Source organism: Parabacteroides merdae ATCC 43184, from assembly GCF_025151215.1.
Lineage (GTDB): Bacteria > Bacteroidota > Bacteroidia > Bacteroidales > Tannerellaceae > Parabacteroides > Parabacteroides merdae.
Genome location: NZ_CP102286.1, coordinates 2,286,647 through 2,302,214, shown reverse-complemented (window position 1 = coordinate 2,302,214; position 15,568 = coordinate 2,286,647). Strand labels below are relative to the sequence as shown.

The window sequence follows — 15,568 nt, the reverse complement described above, 5'->3', positions numbered from 1 at the left end:
AAAAACAGAAGATATGAAATTAGATAGATTTATAAACCGCCCGGTGCTCTCAACGGTGATCTCCATCTTGATTGTCATACTGGGTATATTAGGCTTGCTGTCCTTGCCTATTACCCAATATCCGGATATTGCCCCTCCAACCGTTTCGGTGAAAGCTACTTATACGGGGGCAAACGCACAGACGGTATTGAATAGTGTGATTGCGCCGCTGGAAGATCAGATCAATGGTGTGGAGAACATGATGTACATGACTTCGTCGGCTTCGAATAACGGATCGGCCGAAATCTCCATTTATTTTAAACAGGGTACCGATCCTGACATGGCTGCCGTCAATGTGCAGAATCGTGTTTCGATGGCACAAGGTTTGCTGCCGGCCGAAGTAACTCAGATCGGTGTGACGACTCAGAAACGTCAGAACTCCATGTTGATCGTGTTCTCTGTTTATGATGCCGAGGACCGTTACGACCAGCGATTTATCGAGAACTATGCCAAGATCAACCTGATTCCGGAAGTACAGCGTGTACCAGGTGTGGGGGATGCGAATGTGTTAGGAACCGACTACTCCATGCGTATTTGGTTGAAGCCGGATGTGATGGCACAGTATAAACTGGTTCCGAATGATGTTGCAGGTGTCTTGGCTGAGCAGAACGTGGAAGCCGCTCCTGGTTCGTTTGGTGAACGGGGTAACCAGAGTTTCCAGTATACGATCCGTTATAAGGGACGTTTGCAGGAAGTAAGCGAATTTGAGAACATGGTCGTGAAAGCTTTGCCGGATGGTGAAGTGCTCCGTTTGAAAGATATCGCCGATATCGAATTGGGACGTCTGACTTATAACTTTGTCAATAAAGTAAACGGTCATAGTGCCGTAACCTGTATCGTTTATCAGATGGCAGGAACCAATGCGACGGAAACCATCAATAACATCCAGAACCTGCTGGAAGAAACAGAAAAGATATTGCCTCCGGGCTTGAAGATCGACGTCGGTATGAATGCCAACGACTTCTTGTACGCTTCTATTCACGAGGTGCTCAAGACATTGATTGAAGCTTTCATCCTGGTATTCATCGTTGTGTATATCTTCTTGCAGGATTTACGTTCGACTTTGATTCCGGCTATCGCGATCCCGGTAGCATTGATCGGTACGTTCTTTATGCTATCGCTGATCGGCTTTAGCTTGAACTTGCTGACTCTTTGTGCTATGGTGCTCGCCATTGCGATCGTGGTCGATGATGCGATCGTGGTCGTCGAGGGTGTCCATGCCAAGTTGGACCAGGGATACAAATCAGCGAAACTGGCTTCTATCGATGCCATGAACGAGCTGGGCGGTGCTATCGTCTCCATTACGTTGGTCATGATGTCCGTGTTTATTCCGGTAAGTTTCATGAGCGGTACGGCCGGTACATTCTATCGCCAGTTCGGTTTGACGATGGCTATCTCGATCGGTTTGTCTGCATTGAACGCCTTGACGCTGAGTCCGGCTCTGTGTGCGATGTTCTTGAAGCCGCACGAAGAAGGGCATGAGAAGAAATCGACTTTCGTCTCCCGTTTCCACTCTTCTTTCAATGCCGCATACGACTCTTTGCTGAACAGCTATAAAAAACGTGTTGTATTCTTTATCCAAAAGAAATGGCTTTCGTTTGGTATCGTTGCCGGATGTATCGTCCTGCTTGTTGTTTTGATGAATGTGACCCCGACAGGTATGGTTCCGAATGAAGATACCGGTACGATCATGGGAGCGGTGACGCTGCCTCCGGGAACATCCCAGGAACGTACGATAGAGGTGATGAACAAGGTGGACAGCCTGATCGCTGCCGACCCGGCAGTCAAATCGCGTACGGCCATTATTGGTTTCAGCTTTATCGGTGGCCAGGGGCCTTCATACGGTTCGTTCATTATCAAGTTGAAAGATTGGGAAGAACGTTCCATGATGCAGAGTTCGGATATTGTGTATGGCAGTTTGTTCATGCGTGCGCAAAAGATTGTGAAGGATGCACAGGTGCTGTTCTTTACTCCGCCTATGATCCCAGGGTATTCCGCATCCAGTGATATCGAGTTGAACATGCAGGATAAGACTGGTGGTGATCTGGAAAAATTCTTCGATGTGACGAAGCAATATATGGCTGCTTTGACAGCGCGTCCTGAAATCAAGTCGGCACAGAGTACCTTCAACCCTAACTTCCCGCAGTATATGATCGATATCGATGCGGCTGCCTGTAAGAAAGTAGGGATCAGTCCGAGTGATATTCTGGCAACCATGCAGGGATATTACGGTGGTTTGTATGCCTCCAACTTCAACCGTTTCGGTAAGATGTACCGTGTGATGGTCCAGGCTGATCCGGCTTTGCGTACCAATTTGGAATCGTTGAAGAATATCAAAGTCCGCAATGGAAACGAAATGGCTCCAATCTCGCAGTTCGTGTCTATCAAGAAAGTGTATGGACCGGATATCATCAGCCGTTTCAATATGTATACATCTATTAAAGTGATGGTTGCGCCGGCGGATGGATACACCAGTGGCCAGGCATTGAAAGCGATCGAGGAGGTTGCCGGTACGACGCTTCCGACCGGTTTCGGATACGAGTTGGGTGGTATGGCACGTGAAGAGGCTGAAACCAGCGGCAGCACGACCGGTTTGATCTTCCTGCTCTGTTTCGTCTTCGTTTATTTGCTGCTGAGCGCCCAGTATGAAAGTTATATTCTGCCGTTGGCAGTATTGCTTTCCATTCCGTTCGGTTTGATGGGTAGCTTCCTGTTCGTGCAGGGGTGGGCTGCTTTGGGTAATATCCCGGCTTTGAAGATGATCTTAGGTACGATGTCCAACAATATCTATATGCAGATCGCCTTGATCATGTTGGTCGGTTTGTTGGCGAAGAACGCCATCCTGATCGTAGAGTTTGCCCTCGACCGTCGCCGTATGGGTATGAGTATCACGTGGGCTGCCGTTTTAGGTGCTGCCGCTCGTCTACGTCCTATCCTGATGACATCGTTGGCTATGGTAGTCGGTCTGTTGCCTATGATGTTCGCGTTCGGTGTAGGTGCTCACGGTAACCGTACTTTGGGTACTGCCGCCATCGGAGGTATGTTCATCGGTATGATCTTCCAGATTTTTATTGTTCCGGTTTTGTTTGTGGTATTCCAGTACTTGCAGGAGAAATTCAAACCTATCGAATGGGAAGATTTGGATAACAGCGATATGAATACGGAAATAGAACAGTACGCAAAAACAAAATAAGAGATGACAATGAAGAAACAGATTATATATATGGTATGTGCAACCGCTCTTTTGAGCAGTTGCCATATCTATAAAGCATATGACCGTCCGGATACGATCGAAACTTCCGGTATCTACCGTGATCCGGTCTCTGCCACCGACACGTTGACAGCAACAGATACGGCCAATATGGGAAACCTGCCCTGGAAGGAAGTTTTTCGTGATCCTAAATTGCAGGCCTTGATCGAAGAGGGATTGGCAAACAATGTGGATATGCAAGCCGCTATCCTGAGGGTAGAGGAGGCCAAATTGTTGCTGACTTCCGCTCGCCTGTCTTTCCTCCCTTCTTTGAATCTGGCTCCGCAAGGAACCATAACCAAAATGGAAAATACGGGGTATGTGAAAGCCTATACCTTGCCGGCGGCAGCTAGCTGGGAAGTCGATTTGTTTGGTAAACTATTGAATGCGAGCCGCGGGCAGAAAGCCGCTTACTTGCAGAGCCAGTACACGCAGCAAGCGATACGCTCGCAGCTGATCGGCGGAATCGCCAATGCCTACTTCACTCTGTTGATGTTGGACCGCCAGGTGGAGATTACTTCCAAGACGGTAGATATCTACAAAGAAAATGTGCGGGCTATGGAGGCGATGAAGGTTGCCGGCATGACAACAGAAGCCGCAGTCGTCCAGATGCGTGCCGTGTACCATCAGGTATCCGGTTCGTTGATCGAACTGAAGCGTCAGGTGCGTGAAGTGGAGAACTCCTTATCTGTATTGCTAGCGAAAGCACCGCAGCCTATCGACCGCAGTACGCTTGAAGACCAGGTGATGCCAGAAGAGCTGATGGCTGGTGTTCCTTTGCAGTTGTTGGAAAACCGTCCGGATGTGAAGGTGGCCGAGATGACATTGGCTAGCGCTTATTATACGACTAATAAGGCCCGTGCCGCTTTTTATCCGGGAATCAATATTACGGCGACAGCCGGTTGGACGAATGGTTCGGGTGTTACGGTTTCCAATCCGGGACAGTTTATGTTTCAGGCGTTGGCTTCGTTGGCACAGCCTATCTTTAACAATGGTAAGCTGGTGGCCAACCTGAAAATCTCAAAAGCGGAAGAACAGATTGCCAAGATGAACTACCAGCAGACGATTCTGGAAGCGGGAAAGGAAGTGAGTGACGCTTTGCATCTTTATGATGCTACCAATAGAAAACTTATCCAGGACAAGGCTCAGATAGAAGAGTTGGAAAAGGCGGTAACCTATACTAATGCTTTGTTCCAATCCGGACAGTCCACTTATCTGGAAATTCTTTCTGCCCAGCAGAGTCTGCTCAGTGCGCAGTTGACGGAAGTCTCCGACAATGTCCAGCGTATGCAGGCTGTTATCAATTTATATAGTGCCGTCGGTGGCGGAAGAGAGTAAAAAGCAATTGACAATTTAAAAGGAGATTATTATGATTAGTCCGTTAGCTTATGTGGATGCAAGCGCGAAGTTAGGAGCGAACGTAACCGTCCATCCGTTTGCATACATCGATAAGAATGTAGAAATCGGTGATGACTGCGAGATCATGCCTCATGTCAGTATCATGAGTGGAACTCGTATGGGAAAGAGGAACCGCATCTTCAATGGTGCTGTCATTGCTGCCGAACCGCAGGATTTTAACTATAAGGGAGATGATACGATCGTCGAAATCGGAGATGACAATGTGATCCGTGAAAACGTAGTGATCAACCGTGCGACCAATTCTGGCGGGAAGACGGTTATCGGTAATGGCAATTTCCTGCATGAAGGCGTGCATGTTTCCCACGACACGCATATCGGCAATCACAGTGTGTTCGGATACGGGAGCAAGATTTCCGGCAACTGCATGATTGAAGATTATGTGATTTTCGGAGGTAACGTGCTGGTGAGCCAGGGATGTCGTGTCGGAACCTGGTCGATGACGCAGACCGGTTGCCGCTTCCGCAAGGATGTGCCTCCTTATATCGTGGCTGCATTGGAGCCGACGACCTATTACGGGGTAAACTCCGTAATCCTGATGCACGAAGGCATGAGCGAAAAGATCGTAAAACATATCAGTCATGCTTACCGTATCATCTATCAAGGTAACACCAGTATATTCGATGCCTTGCTGATGATTAAGGACCAGGTGCCGATGAGCGACGAAATCCAGCATATCATCGACTTCATCAGTGCTTCGAAATTGGGCATCATCAAATAAAATAGGATTATCCGACAGAAAAGAAAGAGTTGTTCTTTATGGAGCAGCTCTTTTTTTATTTATCTTTGTTGAGTTTTATATTCTCAATGTCTAATCTAAAAATGAAATGTAACATGAAAAACTTATTTAAATCGTTTGTGGTTCTTTTAGCAGTTATGGCTGCTGTCCCTTCTTTTGCGCAAAAAGCGAATAACACGTTGACTGAAAAAGAAAAGAAACAAGGTTGGACTTTGCTGTTCAACGGGAAAGATTTTACCGGTTGGAGACAATGTAACAGTACCGGTATGGCATCGAACTGGGTAATCGAAGACGAGGCGATGAAAGTCTTTACCGCTCCGGGCAAAAAACCTGGACACGGTGCAGGTGGCGATATCCTGTATAAGGAAAAGAAGTTCAAGAACTTTGAGCTGTCTGTAGATTGGAAAACCAGTAAAATGGGAAATTCAGGTATCTTCTATTATGTACGCGAAGTTCCGGGCAAACCGATCTATTATGCAGCTCCCGAAGTGCAGGTTCTGGATAATGTGGATGCAACCGACAACAAGCTGGCAAACCACCTTGCCGGTTCTTTGTATGATATGCTCCCTGCCGATCCGAAAACGGTAAAACCTGCCGGCGAATGGAACACGATTGTGATCAAGGTGAAGGATGGCAAAGTGACGCATACCCAGAATGGAAAGAAGGTCGTTCAGTATACTTTGTGGAGCAAAGAATGGGATGATATGGTTGCCAATAGCAAATTCAAAGATTTCCAAGGCTTCCAGGAAGGCATTTCCCATGAAGGGTATATCGGCTTGCAGGATCATGGTTATCCGATCTGGTTCCGCAATATCAAGATTCGGGAATTGAAGTAAGTTATGGTTTAAATCTGCTAATTTAAGTGACAATTGGCATGCTTCTATTGCCAAACAGCCTGCTCATAGACCTTTTGCCTTTAGTCGAAAACCTTTTCGCCCTTGGTCAAAAGCCCTTTCGACACAGGTCAAAAACCTTTTCGACTAAGGGCGAAAAGGTAAGGAGTGGTAGAAATAGCTGTTAATACCTGTGTATTTGTTGATTAATTGATATTGTAGTATCCTTGTTTTTCATTTAATATATATAGGTGGATGTGAAGATGGGGGCATGGCCAACCCGAATCTGGGCGAGACAGGTGAAGGCAAATTTTTGAGGTGAAGGCAGTCCGGTTGTCTGCCTTCACCCTTGTATGACATGATAATCGAAAGGTGTCAAAGGTGGGTGAAGTTGAAATGATTCATATCTGCCTAAAAATGAACTTATATCATTTAATATGAACTATAAAATGGAGAAGGTGTATAGACAAAAAGAGGATAACCCCGAAGGACTATCCTCTTTTCTATATTATCAAACCTTTTTTCCGATTATTAAAGAGCGCCGACTTCTTTCAACGCTTCGTTTGTTTTGTGAACGGCTGCTGCACTCTTGGCGAAGAGTTCTTTTTCTTCAGCTGTCAATTCCAGTTCAACGATCTTTTCGATACCGTTCTTACCCAGGATAACAGGAACGCCGATGCAAAGATCGGATTCTCCGTATTCACCTTCCAGGTAAACGGAACAAGGAACCATCTTCTTCTGGTTGTGGATGATAGACTCGACAACATAAGCTCCTGCTGCACCCGGTGCATACCATGCGGAAGTACCTAACAGCTTAGTCAGTGTAGCACCGCCGACCATAGTGGAAGCGACAACTTCCTGCAGTTTTTCAGCGCTCAACAACTTACTTACGGGAATACCTTTGTAAGTAGCCAGACGAGCCAACGGGATCATAGTCGTGTCACCGTGACCGCCGATTACCATACCTTCGACTTCGTTAGCATTGCAACCTAAAGCCTGAGACAAGAAATATTTGAAACGGGAGCTATCCAGAGCACCTCCCATACCGATGATACGGTTTTTCGGCAGACCCAGAGACTTCAATGACAGGTAAGTCATTGTATCCATCGGGTTGGAGATCACTACCAGGATTGCGTTCGGAGAATATTTCAGGATGTTCTGAGCAACACTCTTAACGATACCAGCGTTAACACCGATCAGTTCTTCGCGAGTCATACCTGGTTTACGAGGAATACCTGAAGTGATGACAACAACGTCAGAGTTAGCTGTTTTTTCGTAGTCATTTGTGCAACCTGTAACTGTAGTATCGAAACCCAGCAGTTGAGCAGTCTGCATCATATCCATTGCTTTACCTTCGGAAACCCCTTCCTTAACGTCAAGCATTACAACTTCGTCTGCCACTTCATTGAAGGCAAGAACATTTGCGCAAGTAGCACCTACATTACCGGCGCCAACAACTGTTACTTTAGACATAATAATAAGTTTTTATGTTTTACTTATAATAATACTTCTATCTCTCTTAAAAGCGAGACAAAGGTACAACCTATTACGAAATAAAGAAATATTTCCGTATATATTTTACGCCTTCCTCAGTTAAATTTATGAATTATGATTTATCATTTATCATCGATGCATAAATCATAATTCATAATTCATACCTCTTCTCACTCTACATAAAGTACCAGCCCTTTCAGATATTCCCCTTCCGGATGGTAAATGTTGACCGGATGGTCGGCGGGTTGTGTCAGTTGGTGCAGGATGCGGACACTGCGCCCGGACTGGGCGGCAGCACTGAATACGGCCAGACGGAAGTTTTCTTTGCTTACCACCTGCGAGCAGGAGAAGGTGAACAGGATACCTCCTGGCTTGATCTTTTCGAAAGCGATGGCGTTCAGTTTGCGGTAACCTTGCAAGGCATTGCGCAATACGTTTTTATGTTTGGCGAAAGCTGGTGGATCCAGGATGATGAGATCGTAGTTGCTTCCCATCTTTTCGAGATATTTGAAAGCGTCTTCCGCATAAGCTTCGTGGCGCGGATCGCCTGGAAAGTTCAATTCCACGTTCCTGTTGGTCAGCGAGATCGCTTTGGCAGAGCTGTCGACCGAGTGAACGACCTTGGCTCCTCCCCGCATGGCGTAGAACGAGAAGCCGCCAGTGTAGCAGAACATGTTCAGTACGGAGCGTCCTTTGGCATAGCGTTCCAGCAACGACCGGTTTTCGCGCTGATCGACAAAGAAACCTGTCTTTTGCCCCTTTTGCCAGTCGACACAGAATTTCAGGCCGTTCTCAAGAGCGATGTCCTCCACTTCACCACCGTACAGGTAGCCGTCTTCGCTGCCTAAGTTGGCCTTGTAAGGCAAAGTCGCTTCCGATTTGTAATATATGTTCTGTAAAGAATCTCCCAACACGGCTTTCAGGGCTTCGGCAATCTGATGGCGTGCATAGTGCATACCGACAGAATGCGCCTGCATGACGGCGGTGTGGGCATACATGTCGATGACAAGTCCCGGAAGATTATCTCCTTCTCCATGTACCAATCGATATGTATTGTTGTTTTCCACTCCGGCAAGTTCCAGTGTCTGGCGCAGTGTGTAAGCGATACGGATGCGTTCTTCCCAGAAAGCGGCATCTATCGTGACCGGCTTGAAAGATAAGATGCGTACGGCGATACTGCCTATCTGATAATGTCCGATACCTAAAAAGCGTCCGTTCGTACCATAAACTTCTACCAAGTCGCCTTCTTCCGGTTCACCTTCGATTGTTTGGATAGCACCGGAGAATACCCACGGGTGGAAACGTAGCAACGATTCCTCTTTTTTCGGTTTGAGAAATACTTTACACTCCTTCATTTATATCTGTTTCAATTGATTGTATATTTTCAGGCAGGCCCATGCGTCAAGGGCTGCATATTTTTTCTGTGCGTCGCTGAGGACGTCGGCTTCCCAGTTGCTCAGACGCTGTCCTTTCGAGATCTTCTTGTTGAAGAGGATGGCGTATATCTTTTGCAGGCTGGCGTCTTCGATGCCGAACTGCCCGACATAATTCTGCAAGTCCAGGAAGTTGGCGGGTTGTATGTCCGTGCGTTTCCGCATCGCCCCGAAATCGTCGCGCAGTGAAAGGCCTATCTTCAGCACCTTTTCATTCGCCAGAAATTCTTCCAATGCTTCCGGAATACCGATCCGGTTCAGGCGGAACAGAAAACAGGCTTCGTCGGTCGATATTTGCATAAGCGATATTTTGTAACGTTGTCCTTTCTTGAAGCTCGGACGGGTTTCCGTGTCGAACCCGACGGACTGGAATTCGGAGAGGTAGCCGACTGCTTTCTCAACATCCCTCAATGTGTCGATCACAATGATCCTTCCGGTAAATTCTTCTAAGGGAAGCTCGGATATTGCCTCTTTTGTTATCGAATGTGTGTATTGTTGTGTCATTCTTCTTTGTCGGTTTCTAAAAGTTCTTCATCGCTGTATCGCACGGCGTGGAGTGCTTTTAATGCGTTTAATAATTGTTGTCCCCAGAATTCGCAGAAGTTTTTACGACACAATACGATTGCCTCGAGCATAACTTCTTCATTGCCTTGACGGAACAGAGAGATGAAATTACCCGTGTCTTGGTAAACATCGGCCAGATTCTCCGAGATAAAGGCGGCGATCGGCGTGTCGCTGTATTGCATATCCGGATGGAACGTTTCGAGATAGGAGTCTTTTTCTCCGAGCAGTCCGGCGATCCGGTTGCGGACCGATTCGTACATGTCTTCCGTGACGGTCAATTCCGGTTCTGCATCTTCGTCTTCTTCCGCTTCGGGTAGAAGGGTGGCTTTCAGATACAGCAAGGGCAAGATCTTGACTGCCTTATCCAGAAAGTCGAAAAGACCGGTATTGCCGGCGTTCTCGACAAACGTACAAAATTCCAGTGCAACTGTTACGAATTCCAGCGTATTGCGTTCGTATATCGGGTTGTTCTCTTTTTCCATGCTAATTATCTTAGTAGATACCTTGCGTTTATAATCTGCAAAAGTAGCAATTTTTTCTTTGTAAAGCTAATATAGGATACCGCACCCAAATGTTTTGCCGGAATTTTGAGATTGGAGCCTAAGGGAAATGCGAATGTCGTAGGGAACTTGAAATTTTCTATGTACATTTGCGTGTTGTAAATTTAATTGTGTAATGGCTAAAAAGACGACTGCAAAACAAAATACGAATAACGGGGAAAGTAAATTTAAAGGGATTCGGAACTTTTTTACCAGCGAGCGGACCCGTTTTATTACCGGATTGGTTATTTCCATTGTTACCATATATGTAGGTCTGGCATTGATTTCGTTTTTCTTTACGGGAGGGGCGGATCAGAGCAAGATCGAGAATATCCCGTTGTCGGACCTGGTGATCAATCGTGGATCAGTAGAGAACTGGACGGGGGTGCGCGGGGCTTTTCTTGCCGATTTGCTGATGAACCGGTGGTTTGGGATTTCTTCTTTCCTGATCCTGTTTTTCCTCGGTTCAGTCGGAGCGAAGCTAATGAACCTGAGCCGGGTATCGTTGTTGAAACGTTTCCTGTTTAGTGCGGCCATGCTGATATGGGGATCGTTGTTCTTTGCTTTTATCTTTATCCGCGGATATGAAGATACGTTTATTTATTTGGGGGGACAGCACGGATATTATTTGTCGGAGGTGATGATGAATAATATCGGGATACCGGGAACGGTCCTGCTGCTGGTCGGCTTGTTCCTGATTGTTGCGATCTTCACCAGTAAACGGACGATCCCGTTCCTGCAAAATGTCTTCTCTTTCGGATGGCTAAAGAACCGTTTGAAACGGGATAAGAGTGAAACGACGGAAGTGCCGGAAGAGGAAGAAGATGTGGAAGGGGAAGCAGAGGTTTATGCCCCTGTTGAAAAAACAGTGGCTGCACCTCAGCCTGTTGCATATCGTGAGACAGTAGAAGAAAACATCGGGCCGGACGAGTATGTTTTCGATACGGAAACCGAGATGCGGAAAGCCGAAGTGGAAACGGAAGTCCCGCAAAAGGATGATTTTGAATTTGAAGTAGCCCGTGGGGATGATCCGGTTGTCGAGGCCGGCAATGGCAATAACACGATTTTCGAAGTGGAAGTGCCCGAAGAAGAGGAGGAATTCGATCAGTCTCAATTGGGTAAATATGATCCACGCCTGGACTTGTCCCGTTATATGTTCCCGACGCTCGACCTGTTGAAATTTTATGATTCGGGCAATGTCGAGGTAAACCGCGAAGAATTGGAAGAGAACCAGCAGATGATCAAGCGGACGTTGGAGGACTTCGGTATCAATATCGCTTCTATCAAGGCGACAGTCGGACCGACGGTTACGCTCTATGAGATCATCCCGGAAGCAGGTGTGCGTATTTCCAAGATTAAGAATCTGGAAGATGACATTGCTTTGAGCCTTTCAGCCTTGCAGATCCGTATTATCGCACCGATGCCGGGTAAAGGAACGATCGGAATCGAGGTTCCGAACAATAAGCCGCAGACTGTTTCGATGCAGTCGGTGGTCGCTTCGCGTAAATTCCAGGAATGTACGTATGATTTGCCGGTGGCGATCGGAAGGACGATTGTCAACGAAGTGTTTATGTTCGACTTGTGCAAGACTCCCCACCTGTTGGTGGCTGGTGCGACCGGACAAGGTAAATCGGTCGGCTTGAATGCGATTATCACCTCTTTGCTGTATAAGAAGCATCCGGCCGAATTGAAGTTCGTGATGGTCGATCCCAAGCAGGTGGAATTTAGCATTTATTCGAAGATCGAACGCCATTATCTGGCGAAATTGCCGAATGCCGACAAACCGATCGTGACGGAGCCGGGGGATGCGGTGGCGACTTTGAACTCTTTGGTGATCGAGATGGAAAATCGTTATAAATTATTGGTGGAGGCTTCGGCGCGTAATATAAAGGAATATAATGAAAAATTCATTTCCCGCCGTCTGAATCCGGAGAAAGGACATCGGTTTCTGCCTTATATCGTTGCAATCGTTGATGAGTTTGCCGACTTGATTGCGACTTCTGGCAAAGAGATCGAGTTGCCGATCTCGCGTATTGCGGCTAAGGCTCGTGCGGTTGGTATCCATATGATCCTGGCAACCCAGCGCCCGGATACGAAAGTGATTACAGGGACGATCAAGAGTAACTTCCCGAGCCGTATTGCGTTTAAGGTGATGTCTCAGATTGACTCCCGTACGATTTTGGATACCCCGGGGGCTAACCGTTTGATCGGTAAGGGAGATATGCTGGTTCTGATTACCGGAAGCAGCGAGCCGACGCGTGTTCAGTGTGCGTTTGTCGATACGCCGGAAGTGGAAGATATCGTGAATTATGTCGGTGCGCAGGTGGCTTATCCGACTGCTTATTTGTTGCCTGAATATATAGGTGAAGGCGGTGAATCTTCTTCGGCCGGGACGGTGGATCTGTCGGATCGAGACCCGTTGTTCGATGAAGCAGCCCGTCTGATTGTGATCCAGCAGCAGGGTTCGACTTCGCTTATCCAGCGAAAGTTTGCAATCGGTTACAACCGTGCAGGTCGCTTGATGGATCAATTGGAAGCGGCGGGTATTGTCGGTCCTTTCGAGGGTAGTAAAGCCCGTCAGGTCTTGATTCAGGACGAATACAGCCTGGAGCAGTTGTTGAATTCGTTGAAATGATTTATGAGTTATGGGGATGGGCTGTTGGTTTATCTATATTGACATGTTTTGAGTGCTATAAGCCCTTTTTGAGATCTGCTAATGATTGGGAGTTTAAATCATAAATAAAAAACGACATGAAAAGAGATAATAAAATAAAAGTTTGCCGCATTTTGGCTGTTGTTTTCCTGTGTTTTTGGACTATATCCGGTGTGAGGGTATTGGCACAGAACGCTACGTCCATTTTGGATAAGGCTGCTTCTGCTTATGAAGATTCTAACGGCTTGACTGCTTACTTTACGATGCAGACACGTTCGGATGTGCAGAAAGTGTCGGAAAGCTTTGATGGTACGGTCGATATTAAAGGTGATAAATTCGTACTGAAGACTCCTGATATGATCACTTGGTTTGATGGAACGACACAATGGTCGTTTGTCGAGCGTAATGAGGAAGTCAATGTTTCCACCCCGACCGGCGAGGAGTTGCAGGCTACGAATCCGACCCTGTTGCTCCGTTCCTATGAAAAAGGATTTACCGCTAAATATAAGGGCGAGAGCACGTCTCCGAGCGGCAAAGCTGCTCATGATATCGAGCTGGTTCCTAAAAAGAAAAGCGATATCGTACGGGTGGAGCTCCAGATAGAGAAGTTTTCCGGTCTTCCGGCTTCGATCGCCGTTTTTTCAAAGAATGGGATCAGCAGTACGATCCGTATCAGCAAAATGAAAACGGGAGTAAACCAACCGGATAGCTATTTTGTTTTTAACGAAAAAGACTATCCTGATGCTGAAATAATAGATTTGAGGTGATTTATGAATTATGATTTTATTATCGACGCATAAATCATAATCCATAAATTATCAATCATAACTCATAAATCATAAAACGATGAATACAACTCAGAATGAAAAAGTTCGTTGCCTGATTATCGGTTCAGGCCCTGCCGGTTATACTGCGGCTATCTATGCTTCACGTGCAAATCTGTCCCCTGTCCTCTACGAAGGCATTCAGCCGGGCGGACAGCTTACGACTACTACCGAAGTAGAGAATTTTCCCGGTTATCCCGAAGGCGTTACCGGTACGGAACTGATGGAAGACTTGCGGAAGCAGGCTGCCCGTTTCGGTGCTGATATCCGCGTTGGCATTGCGACTGAGACAGATTTGTCTGCTGCTCCCTATAAAGTGACGATTGACGGTGAGAAAGTGATTGAGACGGAAACGCTGATCATCTCGACCGGTGCGACTGCCAAATATTTAGGATTGCCGGATGAGCAGAAATATGCCGGAATGGGTGTTTCGGCTTGTGCGACTTGCGACGGTTTTTTCTATCGTAAGAAAGTGGTGGCTGTTGTAGGAGGTGGTGATACGGCTTGTGAAGAAGCACTTTATCTGTCCAGCTTGGCAAAACAAGTGTATCTGATTGTCCGCAAACCGTATTTGCGTGCATCCAAAGTCATGCAGGAACGTGTCCTGAACACTCCGAATATCACGGTCTTGTTCGAGCATAACACGATCGGTCTTTTCGGTGAAGACGGTGTCGAAGGTGCACATCTGGTAAAACGGATGGGTGAACCGGACGAAGAAAAGGTGGATATAGCAATTGACGGGTTCTTCTTGGCTATCGGTCATACTCCGAATTCCAAGATATTCAAACCCTGGGTCGAAACAGACGAGGTTGGCTATATTAAGACGGTTCCGGGTACGCCGAAGACAAGAGTGCCGGGGGTATTTGCTGCCGGAGACGTGGCTGATCCACATTATCGCCAAGCCATTACGGCTGCAGGTAGCGGTTGTGCGGCTGCAATCGAGGCGGAACGCTATTTGTCGGAGATTGGAAAATAATTTCATTGAACTTATTCTCTCGTTATGAAACACTTGAAACTCTCTCTTCTTTTTCTTTTGTGTGTACTGATGGCGGTTCCCGTGTCGGCTAAAAGAAAGACAAAGGTGATCGCTCATCGCGGTTATTGGAAAACGGAAGGGGCCGCCCAAAACTCTATTCGTTCGTTGGAGCGGGCGAATGAGATCAAAGTATACGGTTCCGAGTTTGACGTACACCTGACAGCTGATAATGTCCCGGTTGTGTACCATGACCGTAAAATAGAAGGAAAGGATATCCAGACGGCCTCCTATGCGGAGCTGAAAGATCTGAAACTTTCGAACGGCGAAACGCTTCCGACGTTGGAACAGTATTTGGACAGGGCGAAGAAGCTGAAAAAGACCAAGCTGATTTTCGAATTGAAATCCCATGCGACTCCCCTGCGGGATCGGGAAGCGGCAAAGATTGTAGTCGACATGGTGAATGGTAAGAAATTGACGAAACGCACCGAATATATCGCTTTCAGTTTGGAAGCCGCAAAGGAGCTTCACCGTCTGTCCCCGAAGACTCCAGTCTACTACCTGAACGGCGACTTGTCTCCGAAACAGTTGAAAGAACTCGGTTTTGCCGGTCTCGACTATAATTATAAGGTGATGCAGAAACATCCGGAATGGTTTGTTGAAGCAAAAGATCTGAAACTGAAAATCAATGTCTGGACGGTCAATGATCCTCAGGTGATGGAAGAGATGATCGAGAAGCGTGTGGACTTTCTGACTACCGACTATCCCGAAGAAGCGCAAAAAGCAGTACATTTGTACCGCTGAGTAAATG

12 protein-coding genes are annotated in these 15,568 nt (G+C 46.8%); 8 read left to right on the top strand and 4 right to left on the bottom strand.

Features of this window, described 5'->3' with window-relative positions; translation table 11 throughout:
- Positions 1–13 precede the first annotated feature (13 nt).
- The 4 genes from NQ542_RS09530 to NQ542_RS09515 all read left to right on the top strand — a co-directional run bounded on the left by NQ542_RS09530 (position 14) and on the right by NQ542_RS09515 (position 6,280).
- On the top strand, positions 14–3,232 hold the full coding sequence (locus tag NQ542_RS09530) for an efflux RND transporter permease subunit (protein WP_005640826.1): 3,219 nt from the start codon (positions 14–16) through the stop codon (positions 3,230–3,232).
- Positions 3,233–3,235: 3 nt separating this feature from the next.
- The gene (locus tag NQ542_RS09525; RefSeq protein ID WP_005640828.1) at positions 3,236–4,627 is read left to right on the top strand and encodes an efflux transporter outer membrane subunit; all 1,392 of its coding nucleotides are present in this window, start codon (positions 3,236–3,238) and stop codon (positions 4,625–4,627) included.
- Positions 4,628–4,658: 31 nt separating this feature from the next.
- Entirely contained in the window at positions 4,659–5,426 is a 768-nt protein-coding gene (lpxA, locus tag NQ542_RS09520) for an acyl-ACP--UDP-N-acetylglucosamine O-acyltransferase (protein WP_005640830.1), read from the top strand.
- Positions 5,427–5,539: 113 nt separating this feature from the next.
- Positions 5,540–6,280, top strand: a complete 741-nt coding sequence (locus NQ542_RS09515) for a 3-keto-disaccharide hydrolase (protein ID WP_005650918.1) — start codon at positions 5,540–5,542, stop codon at positions 6,278–6,280.
- Between the two features lie 528 nt (positions 6,281–6,808).
- Here NQ542_RS09515 and mdh read toward each other — a convergent pair.
- The 4 genes from mdh to NQ542_RS09495 form a co-directional block, all read right to left on the bottom strand.
- The gene (gene mdh / locus NQ542_RS09510) at positions 6,809–7,750 is read right to left on the bottom strand and encodes a malate dehydrogenase (RefSeq protein ID WP_005640834.1); all 942 of its coding nucleotides are present in this window, start codon (positions 7,748–7,750) and stop codon (positions 6,809–6,811) included.
- Between the two features lie 191 nt (positions 7,751–7,941).
- Entirely contained in the window at positions 7,942–9,126 is a 1,185-nt protein-coding gene (locus tag NQ542_RS09505; protein WP_005640835.1) for a class I SAM-dependent rRNA methyltransferase, read from the bottom strand.
- Positions 9,127–9,708: a 3'-5' exonuclease gene (locus NQ542_RS09500; protein ID WP_005640836.1), complete on the bottom strand. Its 582-nt coding sequence runs from the start codon at positions 9,706–9,708 to the stop codon at positions 9,127–9,129.
- Positions 9,705–10,250, bottom strand: a complete 546-nt coding sequence (locus NQ542_RS09495) for a DUF5063 domain-containing protein (RefSeq protein ID WP_005640837.1) — start codon at positions 10,248–10,250, stop codon at positions 9,705–9,707. The genes NQ542_RS09500 and NQ542_RS09495 overlap by 4 nt, the downstream gene beginning before the upstream one ends.
- A gap of 193 nt (positions 10,251–10,443) precedes the next feature.
- Here NQ542_RS09495 and NQ542_RS09490 point away from each other — a divergent pair, with 193 nt between their 5' ends.
- From NQ542_RS09490 to NQ542_RS09475, 4 genes are all read left to right on the top strand, one after another.
- Positions 10,444–12,942 carry an FtsK/SpoIIIE family DNA translocase gene (locus NQ542_RS09490; RefSeq protein WP_005640838.1) on the top strand — a complete coding sequence of 833 codons (2,499 nt, stop codon included), beginning with the start codon at positions 10,444–10,446 and terminating at the stop codon, positions 12,940–12,942.
- A gap of 116 nt (positions 12,943–13,058) precedes the next feature.
- Positions 13,059–13,727, top strand: coding sequence for a LolA family protein (locus tag NQ542_RS09485; protein WP_005640839.1), 669 nt, complete (start codon positions 13,059–13,061; stop codon positions 13,725–13,727).
- Positions 13,728–13,806: 79 nt separating this feature from the next.
- Positions 13,807–14,760, top strand: a complete 954-nt coding sequence (trxB, locus tag NQ542_RS09480) for a thioredoxin-disulfide reductase (RefSeq protein ID WP_005640840.1) — start codon at positions 13,807–13,809, stop codon at positions 14,758–14,760.
- Positions 14,761–14,784: 24 nt separating this feature from the next.
- Positions 14,785–15,561, top strand: coding sequence for a glycerophosphodiester phosphodiesterase (locus NQ542_RS09475; RefSeq protein WP_005640841.1), 777 nt, complete (start codon positions 14,785–14,787; stop codon positions 15,559–15,561).
- Positions 15,562–15,568 lie beyond the last annotated feature (7 nt).

Bases quoted from the DNA above. Each gene is read 5' to 3' on its own strand.
- lpxA (WP_005640830.1), top strand. From the start codon at position 4,659: ATGATTAGTCCGTTAGCTTATGTGGATGCAAGCGCGAAGTTAGGAGCG.
- NQ542_RS09475 (WP_005640841.1), top strand. From the start codon at position 14,785: ATGAAACACTTGAAACTCTCTCTTCTTTTTCTTTTGTGTGTACTGATG.
- NQ542_RS09485 (WP_005640839.1), top strand. From the start codon at position 13,059: ATGAAAAGAGATAATAAAATAAAAGTTTGCCGCATTTTGGCTGTTGTT.
- mdh (WP_005640834.1), bottom strand. From the start codon at position 7,750: ATGTCTAAAGTAACAGTTGTTGGCGCCGGTAATGTAGGTGCTACTTGC.
- NQ542_RS09530 (WP_005640826.1), top strand. From the start codon at position 14: ATGAAATTAGATAGATTTATAAACCGCCCGGTGCTCTCAACGGTGATC.
- NQ542_RS09500 (WP_005640836.1), bottom strand. From the start codon at position 9,708: ATGACACAACAATACACACATTCGATAACAAAAGAGGCAATATCCGAG.
- NQ542_RS09515 (WP_005650918.1), top strand. From the start codon at position 5,540: ATGAAAAACTTATTTAAATCGTTTGTGGTTCTTTTAGCAGTTATGGCT.
- NQ542_RS09525 (WP_005640828.1), top strand. From the start codon at position 3,236: ATGACAATGAAGAAACAGATTATATATATGGTATGTGCAACCGCTCTT.
- NQ542_RS09495 (WP_005640837.1), bottom strand. From the start codon at position 10,250: ATGGAAAAAGAGAACAACCCGATATACGAACGCAATACGCTGGAATTC.
- NQ542_RS09490 (WP_005640838.1), top strand. From the start codon at position 10,444: ATGGCTAAAAAGACGACTGCAAAACAAAATACGAATAACGGGGAAAGT.
- trxB (WP_005640840.1), top strand. From the start codon at position 13,807: ATGAATACAACTCAGAATGAAAAAGTTCGTTGCCTGATTATCGGTTCA.
- NQ542_RS09505 (WP_005640835.1), bottom strand. From the start codon at position 9,126: ATGAAGGAGTGTAAAGTATTTCTCAAACCGAAAAAAGAGGAATCGTTG.